This window comes from Lentibacillus sp. CBA3610 (genome assembly GCF_013373365.1).
GTDB lineage: Bacteria > Bacillota > Bacilli > Bacillales > Amphibacillaceae > Lentibacillus.
Map to the genome: position 1 here is coordinate 661317 of NZ_CP035925.1, position 18359 is coordinate 679675.

General features: G+C 44.1%; 18 protein-coding genes. 12 read left to right on the forward strand and 6 right to left on the reverse strand.

Features of this window, described 5'->3' with window-relative positions; all coding sequences use genetic code 11:
- Window positions 1–50 precede the first annotated feature (50 nt).
- Window positions 51–1643, forward strand: coding sequence for a long-chain-fatty-acid--CoA ligase (locus tag Len3610_RS03375; RefSeq protein ID WP_176446713.1), 1593 nt, complete (start codon window positions 51–53; stop codon window positions 1641–1643).
- Between the two features lie 184 nt (window positions 1644–1827).
- Here the strand turns inward: Len3610_RS03375 and sdhB are convergent, their stop codons facing one another.
- Window positions 1828–2598 (reverse strand): succinate dehydrogenase iron-sulfur subunit, encoded by a 771-nt coding sequence (gene sdhB, locus Len3610_RS03380; RefSeq protein WP_176446714.1) that lies wholly within the window; start codon window positions 2596–2598, stop codon window positions 1828–1830.
- A gap of 157 nt (window positions 2599–2755) precedes the next feature.
- Between sdhB and Len3610_RS03385 the strand changes: the two genes are divergently transcribed.
- On the forward strand, window positions 2756–3457 hold the full coding sequence (locus tag Len3610_RS03385; protein WP_255259776.1) for an aspartate/glutamate racemase family protein: 702 nt from the start codon (window positions 2756–2758) through the stop codon (window positions 3455–3457).
- Between the two features lie 161 nt (window positions 3458–3618).
- On the opposite strand, the gene Len3610_RS03390 is transcribed toward Len3610_RS03385, so the two are convergent.
- Window positions 3619–4668 (reverse strand): C45 family autoproteolytic acyltransferase/hydrolase, encoded by a 1050-nt coding sequence (locus Len3610_RS03390; protein WP_176446715.1) that lies wholly within the window; start codon window positions 4666–4668, stop codon window positions 3619–3621.
- Window positions 4669–4871: 203 nt separating this feature from the next.
- Between Len3610_RS03390 and Len3610_RS03395 the strand changes: the two genes are divergently transcribed.
- The 4 genes from Len3610_RS03395 to Len3610_RS03405 all read left to right on the forward strand — a co-directional run bounded on the left by Len3610_RS03395 (window position 4872) and on the right by Len3610_RS03405 (window position 8122).
- A complete protein-coding gene (locus tag Len3610_RS03395) occupies window positions 4872–6362 on the forward strand; it encodes a BCCT family transporter (protein ID WP_176446716.1) in 1491 nt (496 codons plus the stop codon).
- Window positions 6363–6824: 462 nt separating this feature from the next.
- Entirely contained in the window at window positions 6825–7175 is a 351-nt protein-coding gene (locus Len3610_RS21635; protein ID WP_369693636.1) for a phytanoyl-CoA dioxygenase family protein, read from the forward strand.
- Window positions 7176–7206: 31 nt separating this feature from the next.
- Entirely contained in the window at window positions 7207–7488 is a 282-nt protein-coding gene (locus Len3610_RS21640; protein ID WP_369693637.1) for a phytanoyl-CoA dioxygenase family protein, read from the forward strand.
- Between the two features lie 127 nt (window positions 7489–7615).
- Window positions 7616–8122 (forward strand): hypothetical protein, encoded by a 507-nt coding sequence (locus tag Len3610_RS03405; protein WP_176446717.1) that lies wholly within the window; start codon window positions 7616–7618, stop codon window positions 8120–8122.
- Here Len3610_RS03405 and Len3610_RS20570 read toward each other — a convergent pair.
- The 3 genes from Len3610_RS20570 to Len3610_RS20580 form a co-directional block, all read right to left on the reverse strand.
- Complete coding sequence (locus Len3610_RS20570; protein WP_255259777.1) at window positions 8119–8274, reverse strand: hypothetical protein; 156 nt, start codon at window positions 8272–8274, stop codon at window positions 8119–8121. The two genes, Len3610_RS03405 and Len3610_RS20570, sit on opposite strands and share 4 nt — an antisense overlap.
- Window positions 8275–8420: 146 nt before the next feature.
- A complete protein-coding gene (locus Len3610_RS20575; RefSeq protein ID WP_255259778.1) occupies window positions 8421–9254 on the reverse strand; it encodes an EF-Tu/IF-2/RF-3 family GTPase in 834 nt (277 codons plus the stop codon).
- Between the two features lies 1 nt (window position 9255).
- Window positions 9256–9705, reverse strand: coding sequence for a GTP-binding protein (locus Len3610_RS20580; protein ID WP_255259779.1), 450 nt, complete (start codon window positions 9703–9705; stop codon window positions 9256–9258).
- Between the two features lie 316 nt (window positions 9706–10021).
- Between Len3610_RS20580 and Len3610_RS03415 the strand changes: the two genes are divergently transcribed.
- From Len3610_RS03415 to Len3610_RS03430, 4 genes are all read left to right on the forward strand, one after another.
- Window positions 10022–10321: a rhodanese-like domain-containing protein gene (locus Len3610_RS03415; protein ID WP_176446718.1), complete on the forward strand. Its 300-nt coding sequence runs from the start codon at window positions 10022–10024 to the stop codon at window positions 10319–10321.
- A gap of 260 nt (window positions 10322–10581) precedes the next feature.
- Entirely contained in the window at window positions 10582–11967 is a 1386-nt protein-coding gene (locus Len3610_RS03420; RefSeq protein ID WP_176446719.1) for a sensor histidine kinase, read from the forward strand.
- The gene (locus tag Len3610_RS03425) at window positions 11960–12628 is read left to right on the forward strand and encodes a response regulator transcription factor (RefSeq protein ID WP_176446720.1); all 669 of its coding nucleotides are present in this window, start codon (window positions 11960–11962) and stop codon (window positions 12626–12628) included. The genes Len3610_RS03420 and Len3610_RS03425 overlap by 8 nt, the downstream gene beginning before the upstream one ends.
- 158 nt (window positions 12629–12786) lie before the next feature.
- On the forward strand, window positions 12787–14922 hold the full coding sequence (locus Len3610_RS03430; RefSeq protein WP_176446721.1) for a heavy metal translocating P-type ATPase: 2136 nt from the start codon (window positions 12787–12789) through the stop codon (window positions 14920–14922).
- Window positions 14923–15081: 159 nt separating this feature from the next.
- Here the strand turns inward: Len3610_RS03430 and Len3610_RS03435 are convergent, their stop codons facing one another.
- Complete coding sequence (locus tag Len3610_RS03435; RefSeq protein ID WP_255259780.1) at window positions 15082–15459, reverse strand: cupredoxin domain-containing protein; 378 nt, start codon at window positions 15457–15459, stop codon at window positions 15082–15084.
- Window positions 15460–15641: 182 nt separating this feature from the next.
- Here Len3610_RS03435 and Len3610_RS03440 point away from each other — a divergent pair, with 182 nt between their 5' ends.
- Complete coding sequence (locus Len3610_RS03440) at window positions 15642–15944, forward strand: metal-sensing transcriptional repressor (protein WP_303699961.1); 303 nt, start codon at window positions 15642–15644, stop codon at window positions 15942–15944.
- 11 nt (window positions 15945–15955) lie between these two features.
- The gene (locus Len3610_RS03445; protein WP_176446723.1) at window positions 15956–18340 is read left to right on the forward strand and encodes a heavy metal translocating P-type ATPase; all 2385 of its coding nucleotides are present in this window, start codon (window positions 15956–15958) and stop codon (window positions 18338–18340) included.
- Window positions 18341–18359 lie beyond the last annotated feature (19 nt).

The following is an 18359-nucleotide window of genomic DNA, read 5'->3' on the forward strand; positions in this document are numbered from 1 at the left end:
AAATCCTGAAACGATGGCGAAAATCAAAGCAGGAAAGGAGTCTTATCATTATGTTGACGACACTGACCCCATTAGACTGGAAGCGCAGGGCGGTAAAATACTATCCGCAAAAAACAGCTGTCATTGATGAAGAGAAGCAGTTTACGTACAAGGAATTTGGTGACCGAACTGACAGACTTTCAATTGCGCTGCATGAGGCAGGAATCAGCAAAGGTGATCATGTTGCGGTAATGCTGCCCAATACGCATTATATGCTGGAATGTTTTTATGGTATTTGTCAGCTTGGTGCTGCAATGGTGCCTCTGAATTATCGTCTGAAGGCTGAGGATCTGGAATACATTATTCATCACAGTGATGCCAAAATGCTGATTGTGGATGCGGAATTCAGCGGTCCGATTGAGGAGATTGCGGACAATCTTTCTCTTGAGCAAATTGTCGCTGTTTCCGTCCCTGCTCACGACACAACGTTAAACGCTGTGGATTATGAGGGATTTATCGAGCACATCCCGGATGATGCAGTTTTACCTGAAGTCGAAATTGATGAAAACCAGCTCATGACATTGAATTACACAAGCGGTACAACATCAAATCCTAAAGGCGTAATGTTAACGCATCGAAGCAATTATCTTAACGCGGCCAATTTCATGTATCACCTCGGTCTCAGCCATGATGACGTCTACCTTCATACCCTGCCAATGTTTCACGCTAACGGCTGGGGAGGCGTTTGGGCCATAACAGCAGCTGGCGGCACCCATGTATGTTTGCGGAAGGTTGATCCGCCACATATCCTCGACTTATTTGAAGAACGGCAAATTTCACTTTTGTGTGGTGCACCGACAGTTATTAATATGCTGGTCAATGAGCCAAAAGCAAACGAAACGAATATCAACTCAAAGCCGCGTATGGCTACAGCTGGAGCCCCGCCGGCAGCAGCACTTATTCATAAAGCTCAGGAAATACTTGGATTAAATATGATTCATGTTTATGGCCTGACCGAAACGTCGCCATTCATTCTTTACTGTGAGTGGAAAAAAGCGTTTGATTCCAAATCAGATGATGATCAAGCAACGATTAAAGCGAGACAAGGAATTGAACTGGCTTTTAACGGAGAAACAAAAGTCGTTCATCCGGACGGGGAAGAAGTCTCCTGGGATGGGGAAGTACTGGGAGAAATTATAACCCGTGGAAATGTTGTTATGGAAGGCTATTACAAGGATTCGGAAAAAACGGCTGCTGCCATTAAAGACGGATGGTTTTATACCGGTGATTTGGCGGTTACGCATCCGGATGGATACGTTGAGATACGTGATCGTGCCAAGGATTTGATTATCTCCGGTGGTGAAAACATATCATCTACAGAAGTAGAAGGTGCTCTATATAAACATCCTGGTGTGATGGAGGCTGCGGTTATTTCCATTCCTCATGAAAAATGGGGCGAGGTACCTAAAGCAATTATTGTGTTAAACCCTGACATAAGTGTAACTGAAGAAGAGATCATTGCACATTGCAGGTCCAAATTAGCTCATTTTAAAGCACCTAAAGCGGTTGAGTTTGTGGATTCACTGCCAAAAACAGCAACAGGCAAACTACAAAAGTTTCGTTTAAGGGAAATGCACTGGGAGGGATCAAAAAAAGTGAATTAGTTCGAGGATACCGGCAGGGCGGGGTTTCCGTTCTCCGGTTCTTCTTGCCATACAACGGTACTCTACCATTAATTAAATTGTCACAATCCCGGGAAGCACCGAAACCTGGAGGATATACAACTAAAAAGGTGCAACGGAAAGATCTGAGTTGCACCAAACCATAAGCAGCCCTCGTTCAGGCTGCTTAATATTTGTCACTTCCAAAAAAGCTTTTAAATGATTGTAGCGTTGCTTCCCGGTTGACGGCTCCAATTGAAGTGGTAATCGGAATACCTTTTGGGCAAACTTGAACACAGTTTTGGGAGTTACCACAGCCTTGCAGACCGCCATCCTCCATAAATCCGTCAATTCGTTCATCTCTATTAAATTCACCGGTCGGATGGACATTTTTTAAACGGACTTGCGGAAAAACAAATGGACCTAGAAATTCACTTTTATCGTTAACATTGGGACAAGCTTCCAGACAGATGCCGCATGTGAAACATTTCGAAAGTTCATAGGCCATCAAACGTTTTTTCTCATTCATTCGGGGGCCCGGACCGATGTCATATGTCCCGTCAATTGGTATCCATGCTTTAACTTGTTTCAAGGAATCAAACATGCTCTCCCGGTCAATAATGAGATCACGCACAACGGGAAACGTACGCATTGGCTGAATCCGGATGGGCTGTTCAAGGTCATCGATAAGCGTGGAACAGGCCTGACGGGGAACATCATTGATCACCATCGAACATATGCCGCACACCTCTTCCAGACAGCTCATTTCCCATTGGACGGGCGAGGTATTTTCACCATTCTTATTCACCGGATTTTCCTGGATGGACATGAGTGCTGAAATGACATTCATATTAGAGCTGTAGGGTATCGAAAATTCTTCTTTATAGGCCTCCGAGTCAGGATCATTTTGCCTTTCAATAATTAAATGAATCGTTTTTTCATCAGTAGCTGCAGGCATTTTATTTCTCCTTTCTGAATAGAAATGGCCGTTTTCGATTGTAAGTACTAGCCGTAGTATTGGAATGTATTTTTAAATTTATACAATAAGAGGAGAAGTATGGTAAAATGATTATAATTTGAGTTTACCGATTAGAATACTAAGAAAAGGATGGGATATGATGAAACGAGCAGGAATTGTCGGTGGGTTGGGACCTGAATCAACGGTTGATTATTATCAATCATTCATCGGGAAATATCAGGAACAGATGAACAGTAAGCAGACGCTGCCGGAATTGTTTATTAACAGTATTAATATGTATAACATTTTTAAATTTATCAGCGAAGACCGGTTTAATGATCTGGTTGACTATGTCGGCGGTGCGGCACAAAAGCTGGAAGAAATCGGGGCGGATTTTGTGATAGTTTCAGCCAATACGCCGCATATCGTGTTTGACGAAGTACGGGAGAAAGTTCATGTGCCGATGATCAGCATTGTTGAAGCGACGTATGATAAGGCAGACGAATTGGGTTTAAAGAATGTTGGTTTGCTGGGCACGAAATTCACGATGGAGCATGATTTTTTTAAGAAACCTTTTTTGGCAGGGGATAAAAAAATCGTCGTCCCAAGTGAAGAAGACCAGCTATTTATACATCAGCGAATCGTGGATGAATTGGAAAATGGCATTGTGAAAGAGGACACGAAGGAAGCTTTTCTGAAAATCGTCAATAACCTGATTAAGGAAGAGCAGCTTGACGGATTGATTCTGGGTTGTACGGAATTGCCAATGATTCTGACTGAAACGGATGTTGACATTGCGCTCTTGAATACGACTGAAATCCATGTTGATAAAATGGTGGAAGCGGTATTTTCGGATTAATATAATGGGAGCAAGCCCAACTTGGTTTTCAACATGAATGTGCGGTAAGTTTTCCGGCTGAGAATGGCAATAACGAGGCGCGGCCATGCTCCGTTACATCATTTATACTTTCCTTATAAAAATACGACAGTGGCTAAATCCACTGTCGCAAGTACAATTAACTATATTAAAGCCATATTCACAAATGGTGCATCATAGTCAAGTTCACCTTTAATGCGTTTGATGTTAATGTTTTCCCCTTGGAGCCATTTGTTAAAGTCAAAGATAACCGGCTTACGGTCAGGACCGATAGCGAACCAGGCTTTCATCTGGTTAGGGAAGTAGGCAGCGGTATGCAGTGTTCCTGCAGCTGCATCATATTTGTACGAGAAAACATCTTTATCCGAAGCATTCATCACCTTAAAAGCCTGATATGGGTCAGTTGCATACCGCTGCTGTTCCTGGATGGTTTCTTCCCGGCGGCGTGATTCTTCCTGACGATAGCGATTTTCCTCATCCAACAGGTAAAAATGATTGGTGCATACATTGGACTTCCGCGCTGCGACCTCGCGTGGAGAAGCTTCAACCACATAGGATTCACCGCTTTTATCCAGTAACACATAACTGAAAGAATGGCGATGCGGTATTTCTTTCAAGAGGGCGATCGCTTCCTCAACACTTGCACATACCTCCAGAATCATCCGCCCGATCATGTTACAGATAAAACCATCGCCGGATTGTTTGCGGTGGGTAAAGTTATATCCCATCACAAGCCCTTTTTCGTTCATACCATCGATCCGGCCGGTTATTTGCATGGACGGACCAATGACAGCGTAACCCCCGTCAGTTGGCTGATAAAACATATAACGCCCTTCATAGGATTTTGGATGGCTGTCATAATTGCGGATCATGTAATCTGTATCGGTAAAAATGGAACATCCGCTGCGGCCGTATTCAAGATAATAGCCGCCAAACATCCGAACGGCATCCTCCATATTCATGCCAAGTGCATCCGCAAGACCGCGAATTTCATCCCATATCCGGGGTGCAATCTTCTTAATGGCTTCTTTTACTTCTTCCTGGTTGATCAGGAAGTGACGATCTTTTTTTGGCCCCCATTGTTTTTGGCGGTTGGGGAGAATGGGGGAGTTCCTCAGATGCTCGCCTAAGACATAGCCAAAATCGTAATGCGTTCCCCTATATTGAAAAACGTCGCTGTAGACTTGTTTCATAGACGTCAGTCCTTTTTATTTCGTGCTAATGACAGTTTACGTTATTTGCTGATGAAAACAACCAATATGCTTGAGACAGTGATTGGAAAACGCTCGGGGTGCATAACCATTTTGTCCTGTTAAATCCAATACCGTATAGAATGACGGCTCAAAGAAAAACTAACGATATATGGTGAATCATCTTAACAGGGAGGTTGAATGATATGAAAAAGGTAACGGCCGTTTTTTGGATTACGCTGGCTATTACCGTATCGTTATCAATAGTTGGAGCTATTGCCCCCAATAGCTTTGAACGTATTTCAGCTTCAATCATGAGCCTTATTTCCGCCCATTTTGGCTGGTTCTATTTATTGATTGTAACGCTGTTTCTGTTGTTCTGTATATATTTGGTATTTAGTTCATATGGGAAAATCAGACTTGGGAAGCCGGGGGAGAAGCCGGAATTCAGTTATCCGTCATGGTTTGCCATGCTGTTTAGTGCTGGCATGGGAATTGGTCTTGTGTTTTTCGGTGTTGCATCCCCAGTCAATCACTATATTAACACGCCTCCCATAGCTGAACCTGGTACAAGAGAGGCACTTGAAGATGCATTGCGGGTTACGTTTTTCCATTATGGTATTCATGCGTGGGCGATTTATGCAATTATTGCGCTTGTCCTTGCTTATTTTATGTTCCGTCATGAAAAGCCGGGACTGGTCAGTGCTTCACTGGAAAGCCTGTTCGGTGATCGAATGAAAGGTGCTTGGGGAAAGGCAATTGATGTAATAGCTGTGTTTGCGACGATTGTTGGAGTTGCGACGACACTTGGTTTTGGTGCTACGCAAATTAATGGTGGTGTTGCTTTTCTGTTTGATATTCCGATTGCGTTTTGGGTTCAGCTCACGATAATCCTGATTGTCACGGTTTTATTTATGATTTCGACGTATACCGGGCTCAGCAAAGGCATCAAGTATTTGAGCAATGCCAATATGGGATTGGGAGCGGCACTGTTTCTGGCGACGTTAATTTTGGGCCCAACTTTATATATTTTAAATTCGTTCACAGATACGATCGGTTCTTATATACAGCAGTTGCCTTACGAGAGTTTTCGCTTATCACCAAATGATGAAGGTGAACGGCAATGGGTATTGGATTGGACGGTTTTCTTCTGGGCGTGGTGGATTGCCTGGTCACCATTTGTCGGGATATTCATTGCCCGGGTTTCAAAAGGCCGTACAATACGAGAATTTGTGTCGGGTGTTTTGATCGTACCTTCAGTCGTCAGCTTTTTATGGTTTTCGGCATTTGGCATTTCAGGTATTGATGCGCAAAATAATGGTGCCGATGTTGCCGGACTTCCTGATGAACAGGCATTATTCGCGATGTTTGATCAATTGCCGTTTGGGATGATTCTATCCATTCTCGGCATCCTGCTGATCAGTACGTTTTTCATCACGTCGGCAGATTCGGCAACCTTTGTTCTCGGCATGCAGACGACCAATGGATCCATGTCACCACCAACAACGGTAAAGTTCACCTGGGGAATCATCCAATCGGCAATCGCAGCTGTCTTGTTATACACCGGCGGACTGCAAGCCTTGGAAAATGCCCTGATATCAGCAGCACTTCCATTTTCTATCATTATGCTGCTCATGATTGTTTCATTTTACAAAGCGTTGAAGACTGATAAAGAGAAATCACAGCAAGAGCCGTAAATTTATCAAAAAACACCGCAATGGTGGAGTTTGCGGTGTTTTTTTATCCGGCAATTTTTATCTTATGTTTAATCATTTGCAATTACGGGCATTGAATTGTACAATAATTTTAAATGATTTTTATATTAGGGTTTTTAGGCGTTAAATAAATAAGTGAGGTGTCGTTAAAAAACGCAGGAAAGTTTCCCGGCGAACCGCTTAACAGCATATACAGCTTTAGTGAAAATGAATAGGAGTGTTTATAGTATGGAAGATCTTTATCCTTCGCAAAAAAGGACCAGCCGGAATTTTGAACGAAAGGACCCTGTCATACACACGGATCGATCCAAAGATAAGGGGCTCCTATTTCAAAGAACAGCTTGATCCTATGAGAAAATGGGTTTTGCAGATTGAGAATTTCTTCTCTGATGATGAGGTTAATGATATGCAGAAAGCCATTTTTGAATTGCAGGATCGAATAAGATGTCACGTCCGAATAAAGTGATCCGTGAACGGAAAGCGATGACATCCGTTCTATTTCACGTGCACAAAGACGACAACTACTTCAAAGACGTTACAAACGACCAGCGGATACTGGACATTGTGAATCATTTGCTGGGAAGTGATGTTTATATCCATCAATCCCGCATCAATTATAAGCCCGGTTTCAAAGGGAAGGAATTTGATTGGCATTCCGATTTTGAAACATGGCATGTCGAGGATGGAATGCCGCGGATGAGAGCAGTCAGCCTATCGATTGCCTTATCTGACACTATAACATTTAACGGCCTTTGCTATACCGGGTCCAGAACTTACTTATGTCAGCTGTGGTAGTGAAACACCGGACAATAACTATAAGGAATCATTGAAAAAGCAAAAATTCGGTGTGCCTGATGAGGATAGTCTGCGCTGGCTTGCTGAACAAGGCGGCGGTATATCCGTCCCAACCGGCAGAGCAGGCTCTATTACGTTATTTGAATGCAATACGATGCACGGTTCAACAAGTAATATTACACCATACCCAAGGAACAATTTATTCATGGTGTACAATAGCGTCGAGAACCGTTTAGTTGAGCCGTACTCGGGAGGCAAAAAGCGCCCCGAATATATTGCTGTGCGGGATAGCGGTATCCCGGCCATGAGCTGACAAATACAGAAATGACCGGGAAACTTTCCTGATTTTAATAATCCTGGCATTAAGCAGCCGCCCCAAAAAGTGAACGTTTGGGGCGGTTGTTTTTTATTTGTCGAACACCGTGTCAGTGAACTTCAGCGTGAAAAAGGGAACTTCAACTGACATTGGAAAATGGGAACGGAAATATGGGCGCGAAAATGCAAGTATGGGCTGGAAAACGCAAACATGGCTGAAGAGCAGAAACATGGGCGCGAAAACGCAAATATGGGCTGGAGAACGGAAACATGGGCGCGAAAATGCAAATATGGGCTGGAGAACGCAAATATGGGCTGAAGAGCAGAAACATGGGCGCGAAAATGCAAATATGGGCTGGAGAACGCAAATATGGGCGCGAAAACGCAAATATGGGCTGGAGAACGGAAACATGGGCGCGAAAACGCAAATATGGGCTGGAGAACACAAATATGGGCGCGAAAATGCAAATATGGGCTGGAGAACACAAATATGGGCGCAAAAAATAAAACATGGTCCTGAGATTGAAAATATAGGTGGGGCCAATGTCATCCCAAAACGCTCTGGAAAATACAGTACTGCAAACAGAAAAACACACAGTATTTTCTGTGTGTTTTGCCTGGTATCACATTAAGTTGTCTGGTCATACTGATTCACATCAAACAGATCAATCAACTCGATATCCGGGTGATTGTCCTTAAACCAGTTCAGGGAAAAGTCGTTCTTGAACAGCACGACATAATTATCAGAGCGGTCCCGGACAAGCATATTGCGCTCGTCATACATTGACGGATCAACCTGGTCAGGCTTGATCCACCTTGGGACACGCTCACCAATTGGTTCCCAGCATCCACTTCACATTGTATTCATTCCGCATCCGGTATTGGAAACTCATATTGCAGTTCAACCGACCGCACCCCAGAATATATGATTCAGAGCGGATAATGTTTATACAATTGATCGCGCCTCCTGACGAGCTGCTCGATTCCTTTTTTAAATTGCTTTGCTTTCATGACGTTTTTGGCTGTTACGCGCTGGAATTGCTCCGGCGGGAACTGTGGCAGCTCCTGATATTCAAAAAGGTCTTTTCCCTCCACTAGCGTATCCCCGATTTGATAAGCGTTCGGGTCGTAAATACCGATAATATCACCGGCATATGCTTCCTGAATGGTATCACGGTCTGAAGCCACAAACTGCTGCGACTGTGCCAGCTTAATTGGTTTGCCGGTACGCGCCAGTTTCACACTCATTCCGCGTTCGAATTTCCCGGAACAAACCCTTAGAAAAGCGACTCTGTCACGGTGATTTGGGTCCATGTTGGCCTGGATTTTGAAAATAAAACCGGAAAAATCAGGATTATCCGGTGAAATGACACCTTCCGTTGATTTCCGCGGTGCCGGTTCGGGTGACATGGAAATGAACGTATCAAAGAAGTTTTGGACCCCGAATGGTGCCAGTGCACTCCCGAAAAAGACCGGTGTCTGCTCCCCGGAAAGAACGGCATCCAACGAAAACTCATCACCCGCCTCTTCAACGAGAGCCAATTCGTCATTGGCGGCCTGATAAGTCGGATCGGAAACCAGTTCTTCATGCTCCGGATTGTCCAGTTCTTCATAGGGAATATATGTCTCGTCTTCGTTCCCGTTATATTGAACAAATTGTTTTCCGTGCCGGTCAAATGTACCGAGGAATCGTTTACCCATGCCGGCTGGCCAGCTCATTGGATACGTTTCAATATTAAGAACTTCCTCAATTTCCTCAAGCAATTCAAGCGGCTCGCGTCCCTTCACGGTCCAATTTATTGATAAACGTAAAAATCGGAATTCCGCGCATTTTACACACTTTGAATAATTTGATGGTTTGCGCCTCGATCCCTTTTGTCGCATCAATAATCATGACAACGCTGTCCACTGCTGTCAGCGTCCGGTACGTATCCTCGCTGAAATCTTCGTGGCCGGGTGTATCCAGAATATTGACCTGATACCCCTGGTACGGAAAATTCATCACACTTGACGTCACTGAAATGCCGCGCTGTTTCTCAATTTCCATCCAATCTGACGTGGCAAATTTACCCGATTTTTTCCCTTTAACAGTACCGGCCGAGCGGATTAGATTCCCGAACAGCAGGAGTTTCTCGGTCATCGTTGTCTTCCCGGCATCCGGATGGGAAATGATCGCGAATGTTCGCCGTTTCGTTACTTCATCATGTATAGCCATAAATCGTTCCTCCCATATTCGTGATATTGTTTTTGGCAGTTCTGATGGGAGATTTAGTTTACATTGGTATGATTCTCCTTATGATTTGTTAAAAAAGTCGTTTGATACCTACAAAAGATAGCATGCTGACTGGTTTTAGTCAATTTAAAATCGGTTATAGATGACGGTGATTTTTCTAGGTGTATCGTTAAACGTATATATGGATATGTAAAGTTGACAAAGTCGGTTAACTTCATTTAACCTTTGTTTAAGACTTAATGATAAACCACCTGGTCAGGTGTTCCTATTTAAAAAGACTAAGAACGGAGGTTAACATATGAAAGAAATTACCACGCAAGAACTGGCGGAAAAATTTAAAAACAATGAGAACGTCAATGTCGTTGATGTTCGTGAAGATGATGAAGTCGCAAAGGGCAAAATACCTGGTGCCAAACATATTCCATTGGGAGAGGTACCGCAACGTCTTAACGAATTCGATAAAAATGAACACTATTATATGGTGTGCCGTTCCGGTGGCAGAAGCGGCCGGGCAAGTGAATATTTGGAAGAACGAGGCTATGATGTGACCAATGTGGATGGCGGCATGCTCGCATGGGATGAAGACGTAGAAAAATAGAAAGTGAACACTTGAGACATATTAAAATGTCACAAGGGATGGTAAGCGTTCTGATGTTAATCAGCCGCTAAAACTGCCTTTAAACGCCCTGATAAAGCCATGAACGTTTAGTGATAAATGTTCATGGCTTTTTGTGCTCTCAAACAAGGCAATGCCGGGTTTATTTCGAATATGGTAAAATACAATTGAAAAGCATCAGATGAAGACGTCTACATTTCTTATCCATGATCATAAAAAATTCATGCTAAAGAGGACTGCCTATGTTTAGTAAACTATCAATCAAAATCGGCTCATTGTTTTTTATGTTTATATTAATCATTGAAGTGTTGTTGTTTTTTATCCTATACACGAATCTGGCAAATGACCGGATTGATGAGGTGATGGATGATTTACTGGCACGCGGCAATACACACGCTGAGGTTTTGGAGCGAAATTATCATGATACGACATTGGAGCACGTCGGGATTATGGAATCAACGTCAGATCTTGCTGTCGCCGTCACCAACCCTGAGGGACGTGTTATTGTCAATTCCAATCCGATTGATGCAGACATGCAAAACATCATTACTCAACATAGTAACTCGACAGATACGGGTCAGGTCATAGAAGATCAATGGAATGATGAAAAATATATTGCGGCAGCCAGTCCGATTTTGATTGATGGTAACAACAGGGGCAGTGTTTTCATGTTTGCGGATACAAACCATGTCAAACGGGTTGTTGATCAACTGGGGAATCAATTTATCGCAGCCGGTCTGATCACAATGACGTTTACGGTCATTGCTATTCTAATATTATCCAGGCTCATCACTCAACCTTTAATTAACATGAAACACGCGACTGAACAACTGAGCAAGGGGCAGCACAGTGTTGAGCTGAATACTGCACGCAAGGACGAGCTTGGCGAATTGGCTGATGCCATCACCAAATTGTCTGATGATCTTACCCAGTTGAAAAGGGAACGCCATGAGTTTTTGGGCAGTATATCGCATGAGCTCAGAACCCCGCTGACTTATATCAAAGGCTATGCGGATATTATCGGAAGGCAGAACCTCCCGGATGCTGATGTGCAGGAATATACGGCCATTATCCGGGAGGAAACGGAACATTTAGCGTTACTGATTAAGAACTTATTTGACCTAGCAAAGATTGATCAGAATAAATTTGTCATTGAGCAGAAGAAAGTGAGGCTGAGTGATCTTATCCAAACAGTGGAAGACCGGACAACGCCTGTTTTTGCTGAAGAAAACATCACGTTTACCGTTCATTATCCGGCAGAAGACGTTAAATTCCATTGTGATCCGGAACGACTCCAGCAAGCTCTATTAAATCTTCTCGATAACGCCAAAAATCACACATATGAAGGCGGACAAGTCGTATTGGAGGCCGCGCATACAGCGGAAGCAGTCCATATTTCCGTTTCTGATGACGGGGAGGGCATACCTGAAGAAGATCTGCCGTATATCTTTGATCGGATGTACCGTGTCGAAAAATCACGCTCCAGAGAAAGCGGCGGGTCAGGACTTGGACTGGCTATTGCCAAAGAGATTATAGAGTCTCACGGAGGAACCATTCACGTCGAAAGCGAACGCGGAAAAGGGACGCGTGTTTTGATGACGTTAAAACGGGGGAATAAAGATGTATAATGTTTTGCTGGTGGATGATGAAAAGCGAATGCTGGATTTATTGGCGCTGTATCTGAAGCCGTATGATTACAATTGCAGGAAGGCGCAGGGGGCTTATGAAGCGCTTGCTTATATGGAAGAGGCGTCATTTGATATCGTGCTTCTGGACATTATGATGCCGGATATGGACGGTTGGGAAGTTTGCCGGGAAATCAGGAACATATCCGATGTGCCGATTATTATGGTAACTGCCCGGGAACAAAAAGGGGATATCGTGAAAGGACTGAAGACGGGAGCGGATGACTACATAACGAAGCCGTTTGATGAAGACGAGCTGCTGGCCAGAATGGAGGCATTGCTGAGGCGGCGAACACCGGCAAATCTTATTGAAAACAACGGTTTGTGCTGGAACGAGGACCGGTATGTACTTACGTATCAAAACAAACCCGTCAAATTGACGCCTAAAGAATTTATGACGATTGGCCATTTAATGAAGTACCCCAACCGGGTTTTCACAAGAGAGAAGCTGATTGATTTAATCTGGGGCTTTGATTCCAATACTACCGGAAGAACAGTTGATTCCCATGTCCGGAATATGCGGGAAAAAATCAAACAAGCCGGTTTTCCGATTGAAGACCATTTGAAAACAGTCTGGGGCGTCGGGTATAAGTGGGTTAACTAGATTTTAGGGGAGCGGTGCGATTCTGAGAAAAGCAGAAAGATAGGTACTATAATTTTATGTTTAAAATTACCGTGCCGGGGTATAGTATGGTATAATGAAATAAGAAAAGGAAACTTTGTGCAAAATAGGTATGGTCAACCAAAGAAGGAGTGATATCAATGGCAAAACATGAAGACGACAAACATAAACATGAGCATCATCATGAACACCATATGCATCATAACGAAGAAAATCATTCAAAACATGACCATCATCATAAGCAACATAGTCGGGATGACCATCATAAACATGGGCATGAAGATCATGATCACGGTGGCCACGGCAGTCACGATCATGGTGGACATGGACATCACGACCATGGCGACATGGTAGACGATTTTAAGAAACGTTTTTTGATTTCTTTAATTATTACCATTCCGATTCTGGCTTTATCACCAATGATTCAGGATTTCATCGGGGTTGACTGGCGTTTTGCGGGTGATATGTATGTTCTATTCGCTTTATCATCCATTGTATTTTTCTATGGCGGCTGGCCGTTTATAACCGGAGGAATTAGTGAATTAAAAGATAAGAACCCTGGAATGATGACACTGATCGCCCTGGCTATCATCATTGCCTATGGATACAGTACCATGGTTGTATTTGGCTGGGAAGGCAGTCAGTTATTCTGGGAACTCGCAACCCTGGTTGACATTATGTTACTCGGTCACTGGATTGAAATGCGTTCAGTGATGGGTGCTTCCAATGCGCTTGAAGAACTGGTTAAACTCATGCCAAACGAGGCACACAGATTGGATGAGAACGATCAGGTGCAGGATGTTCCATTGTCTGATTTAAAAAATAATGACCGGGTTCTCGTCAAACCGGGTGAAAAGATTCCTGTTGATGGCACAATCGTTGATGGGAAATCAGCCATTGATGAGTCCATGCTGACAGGGGAGTCTGTGCCGGTTGAAAAATTTAAAGGTGATGAAGTCATCGGCGGGTCCGTGAATAATGAAGGCTCATTGACAATACAGGTTGAAAAAACCGGAGAAGATTCGTATTTGCAACAGGTTATCACGATGGTTAAAGAGGCGCAGGAATCAAAATCCAGAACACAGGATTTAACTAATCGTGCGGCTAAATGGTTATTTTATTTGGCGTTAACGGCTGGATTTGCAACCTTATTTATTTGGTTATTACTCGGGTATTCATTCGACGTAGCTGTCGAACGCATGGTAACCGTTATGGTTATTACCTGCCCGCACGCACTTGGACTGGCGGCCCCGCTTGTTATTTCGGTTTCGACTGCCATTTCCGCTAAAAAAGGTTTGCTGGTACGCAACCGGGCTAATTTTGAGGGAGCACGCAATCTTAATGCGGTTGTTTTCGACAAAACCGGAACGCTGACAAAAGGGGAATTTGGTGTAACAGACATCGTTCCTGATGAAGGCTATCGTAAGGAAGACATTTTAAAATTTGCTGCAAGCGTGGAACAAAACTCTGAACACCCGATAGCATCCGGAATTGTGAACGCAACAAAAGAAAAAGAGGTTCAATTAGGAAAGTTAACTGAATTCGAATCGATAACCGGTAAAGGTATTCAAGGAAAAGTCGATGGTCAAAAAGTAAATGTTGTGAGTCCGGGCTATGTCGATAACCTTAATTTAACGTACGATCAACAACTGCTTAATCAAATGTCGGAAGAAGGGAAAACGGTTGTCTTTGTCCTGTTGAAAGATGAATTAATTGGTATGATTGGACTTGCAGACATGGTTCGGGATACAGCGAAAGAAGCCATTGCGACTTTGAAGGAAAATGGCATTCATTCGATTATGCTGACAGGTGACAATAAAAAAGTCGCCAATTGGGTCGCCAAGCAGTTGGAAATAGATGAGGTATACGCGGAAGTATTGCCGGATGACAAGGCAAATCAGGTGAAGCAAATAAAGGCAAAAGGATGGAAGGTTGCCATGACTGGTGACGGTGTAAATGATGCGCCGGCATTAGCAACGGCCGACTTAGGAATAGCAATTGGTGCAGGAACAGATGTCGCAATGGAAACAGCCGATGTTGTTCTGGTCAAAAGCAATCCGAACGATGTGGTTGCCCTCATGGATCTGTCACGAAAAACCTATCGTAAAATGGTTCAAAATCTTTGGTGGGCAACAGGGTATAATATCGTTGCCATTCCGCTCGCTGCCGGTGTCCTGGCTCCAATAGGCATTGTGTTAAGCCCTGCCGCCGGTGCTGTTTTGATGAGCTTGAGTACCATTATTGTTGCCATTAACGCCAAATTATTGAAGGCATAAGCGCGTAAGACAAACGAATGGTGTGAAAGACGTGTCATTTTTACCGGACTTTTTGGACAACCTCTTTAAGATTAAAGGTCCATTATTTCTCGCATATAAGTAAGATTAGAAGCTGCTCTATGCGAACAGCTTCTAATCCGATATTAACCTGATATATGTTTACTCAACAACTAACGTTGATACCATATCGTCATGTCCGTTTCCGCATGGGATGCTGCAATAAATCTCATACTCACCTGGTTCCTCAGGTGTAAAAGTTGCTGAATCGCCGTCTTCCACTTCTATAGCAAATTCGTCAATGGCCGCTCCGTGCATACCATCTTCATTGGTAAGCGAAATCGTTACTTCCTCGCCGGCTGGTACAGTGAATTCATCCTGTCCGAATGAAAAGTTGGTTCCAGTCAGATTTATTTCATTGCCGGATGACGCCTCAGTATCGTCAGAACTTCCTGAATCACCGCTGTCATCACCGCCACATGCCGCGAGAAATAGAGACAACCCCATTGCCAGCAAAACCAGTAAGCCTTTTTTCATCATGGACCCCTCCTTGAAATTTACTTAACTTTGGTTCCTACAATGCTTATTGTAAATACTGAATATCCATTTTTTGTGGAGAAAATGAGTCGAAACGATGAACAATTAAAAACGTGTATTTCATTAGTTGACAAAAATACGCAAGGGGGGTATCCTATAATTAGAAGATGAAAGGAGTGAGGCAGTTGGGTGAACATTTGCGCGACCATCCGGTGACACCACGGACTGAAGCTGAAAAGCAAGCTGTTATCAATCGGCTGAAGCGAATTGAAGGACAAGTTCGGGGTATTGAAAAAATGGTGGAGGATGATCGTTATTGTGTTGATATTTTAGTGCAAATCAGTGCGATCAATGCTGCCCTGAAAAAAGTGGGCTTCTCCATCGCTGAACGGCATACGAAGCATTGTGTCAGTGATGCGGTCCAATCCGGCGAAGGGGACGAAGCCATTGATGAGTTAATGGAGATCATGAAGCAGTTTTCCAAGTAGGGGGGATAAATATGCGTGAAACAGAACATACAACGCTTGGTGTAACAGGGATGACCTGTGCTGCCTGCTCGAATCGGGTTGAAAAAGTATTGAATAAGATGGATGGTGTGGAAGCTCAAGTCAATTTAACAACGGAAAAAGCATCCGTTGATTATGATCCTTCTGCAGCATCCATTGACGATATCTCTGCTAAGATTGAAAAGTTGGGTTATGGCGTTCAAACCGAGAAAGCGGAGTTTGACGTTTACGGTATGACGTGTGCTGCCTGCTCGAACCGAATTGAAAAAGTGCTCAATAAGCAGAGCGGTGTCAAGCTGGCAAATGTTAATTTGGCAACTGAAAGCGCTGCTGTCGAATATAATCCGGGTCTGATGGAAGAAGCGGATATCATTGGCAGAATCCGGAAACTTGGCTATGACGCCGAAATAAAAGCGGAGCAGGAAGAAAAACAGACACAAAAGGAAAAACAAATTCAGCGAATGAAAACGAAGCTGATTATTTCCGCCCTGTTGTCAGTTCCACTCCTGATGACGATGTTTGATCATCTGCTCGGCATGAATATACCGGATATCCTGATGAATCCATGGTTCCAGTTTGCTCTGGCGACACCTATTCAATTCATCATCGGCTGGCAGTTTTATGTCGGCGCTTATAAAAATTTGCGCAACGGCGGGGCCAATATGGATGTGCTCGTTGCCCTTGGTACGAGTGCCGCGTATTTCTACAGCTTATATGAAGCATTGCAAACAATAGGCAACCCGGGATATATGCCGCATCTCTATTTTGAAACGAGTGCGATTATCATCACGCTCATTTTGTTCGGAAAGTTTTTGGAAACAAACGCAAAAAGCAAGACGACGGTTGCCCTGTCAAAACTCTTGGATCTGCAGGCAAAGCAGGCACGTGTCATCCGAAATGGTAATGACGTTATGATCCCGGTGGAAGATGTGACAGTCGGTGATCGGCTGATGGTTAAACCGGGTGAAAAATTTCCGGTAGACGGAGCGGTTGTTAAAGGGAAAACATCGGTTGATGAATCGATGATTACCGGTGAATCAATTCCGGTTGAAAAAGATCTGCAATCAAATGTCATCGGATCAACCATCAATAAAAATGGAACGGTTGAAATGGAAGCAACGAAAGTCGGAAAGGATACTGCTCTGGCATCGATCGTAAAAGTGGTGGAAGATGCACAAGGTTCCAAAGCACCGATTCAGCGGCTGGCTGATGTGATTTCCGGTTATTTCGTCCCGATAGTCGTTGGTATCGCCATTTTGACATTCATTATTTGGATCGCGTTTGTTCAGCCGGGAGCGTTTGAACCGGCATTGGTCGCTTCAATTGCGGTGCTTGTCATCGCATGTCCATGTGCGCTCGGTCTGGCAACACCGACATCGATTATGGTCGGAACCGGTAAATCTGCGGAAACCGGCATTCTGTTCAAAGGCGGTGAACATCTGGAACGCACACATCAATTGGATGCCGTGATTTTGGATAAAACAGGTACCGTTACAAAAGGTAAACCTGAAGTGACGGACTTCACCGGCGATGCGGAGACATTAAAACTGCTGGCGAGTGCGGAAAAGGGTTCCGAACATCCTCTCGCAGAAGCGATTGTTGCGTATGCGACCGAGCAGGACGCAGCAGTAGTTGATGCTGAATCGTTTGAAGCAATACCCGGACGGGGCATTAAAGCAGACGTTTCCGGTGAACAAGTGCTCGTTGGAACAAGAAAATTAATGAATGAAAACGACATTGTCATTGACGGTGCTGAAGACGATATGGCCGGCTTCGAGAAGGATGGCAAAACCGCTATGCTGATTGCTGTTAACGATGAATTTCGCGGCATCGTTGCAGTGGCCGATACGATTAAAGATACGGCTGCCAGAGCAATCAATCAGCTGCATGACCAGGGACTGGAAACGATCATGCTGACAGGCGATAATGAACGCACTGCACAGGCGATTGCCAGACAAGTTGGAATTGATCAGGTCATAGCACAAGTTTTACCTGAAGAAAAAGCGGATAAAGTAAAAGAGATACAACTTCAAGGAAAAAAAGTTGCCATGGTTGGTGATGGCATCAATGATGCGCCAGCACTGGCCGTAGCAGACATCGGGATTGCTATCGGAACAGGTACTGAAGTGGCCATCGAAGCAGCGGACGTAACAATTCTTGGTGGTGAACTGTTGCTGCTACCGAAAGCAATCGGCATCAGTAAAGCAACCATCAAAAATATCCGGCAGAATTTGTTCTGGGCTTTTGCCTATAACAGTGCCGGCATTCCGATTGCAGCAGCCGGACTTCTGGCACCATGGGTTGCAGGCGCTGCCATGGCATTAAGTTCCGTCAGTGTTGTGTCCAACTCACTTCGCTTGAAGCGAGTTAAAATATAGCGCTTCTGTGGAGCGGTTC

What these genes read in the sequence shown, in the direction of transcription:
- Len3610_RS03375 (WP_176446713.1), top strand. Translation starts at nt 51, where the DNA reads ATGTTGACGACACTGACCCCATTAGACTGGAAGCGCAGGGCGGTAAAA.
- sdhB (WP_176446714.1), bottom strand. Translation starts at nt 2,598, where the DNA reads ATGCCTGCAGCTACTGATGAAAAAACGATTCATTTAATTATTGAAAGG.
- Len3610_RS03385 (WP_255259776.1), top strand. Translation starts at nt 2,756, where the DNA reads ATGATGAAACGAGCAGGAATTGTCGGTGGGTTGGGACCTGAATCAACG.
- Len3610_RS03390 (WP_176446715.1), bottom strand. Translation starts at nt 4,668, where the DNA reads ATGAAACAAGTCTACAGCGACGTTTTTCAATATAGGGGAACGCATTAC.
- Len3610_RS03395 (WP_176446716.1), top strand. Translation starts at nt 4,872, where the DNA reads ATGAAAAAGGTAACGGCCGTTTTTTGGATTACGCTGGCTATTACCGTA.
- Len3610_RS21635 (WP_369693636.1), top strand. Translation starts at nt 6,825, where the DNA reads ATGTCACGTCCGAATAAAGTGATCCGTGAACGGAAAGCGATGACATCC.
- Len3610_RS20570 (WP_255259777.1), bottom strand. Translation starts at nt 8,274, where the DNA reads ATGTATGACGAGCGCAATATGCTTGTCCGGGACCGCTCTGATAATTAT.
- Len3610_RS20580 (WP_255259779.1), bottom strand. Translation starts at nt 9,705, where the DNA reads ATGGCTATACATGATGAAGTAACGAAACGGCGAACATTCGCGATCATT.
- Len3610_RS03415 (WP_176446718.1), top strand. Translation starts at nt 10,022, where the DNA reads ATGAAAGAAATTACCACGCAAGAACTGGCGGAAAAATTTAAAAACAAT.
- Len3610_RS03420 (WP_176446719.1), top strand. Translation starts at nt 10,582, where the DNA reads ATGTTTAGTAAACTATCAATCAAAATCGGCTCATTGTTTTTTATGTTT.
- Len3610_RS03425 (WP_176446720.1), top strand. Translation starts at nt 11,960, where the DNA reads ATGTATAATGTTTTGCTGGTGGATGATGAAAAGCGAATGCTGGATTTA.
- Len3610_RS03430 (WP_176446721.1), top strand. Translation starts at nt 12,787, where the DNA reads ATGGCAAAACATGAAGACGACAAACATAAACATGAGCATCATCATGAA.
- Len3610_RS03435 (WP_255259780.1), bottom strand. Translation starts at nt 15,459, where the DNA reads ATGATGAAAAAAGGCTTACTGGTTTTGCTGGCAATGGGGTTGTCTCTA.
- Len3610_RS03445 (WP_176446723.1), top strand. Translation starts at nt 15,956, where the DNA reads ATGCGTGAAACAGAACATACAACGCTTGGTGTAACAGGGATGACCTGT.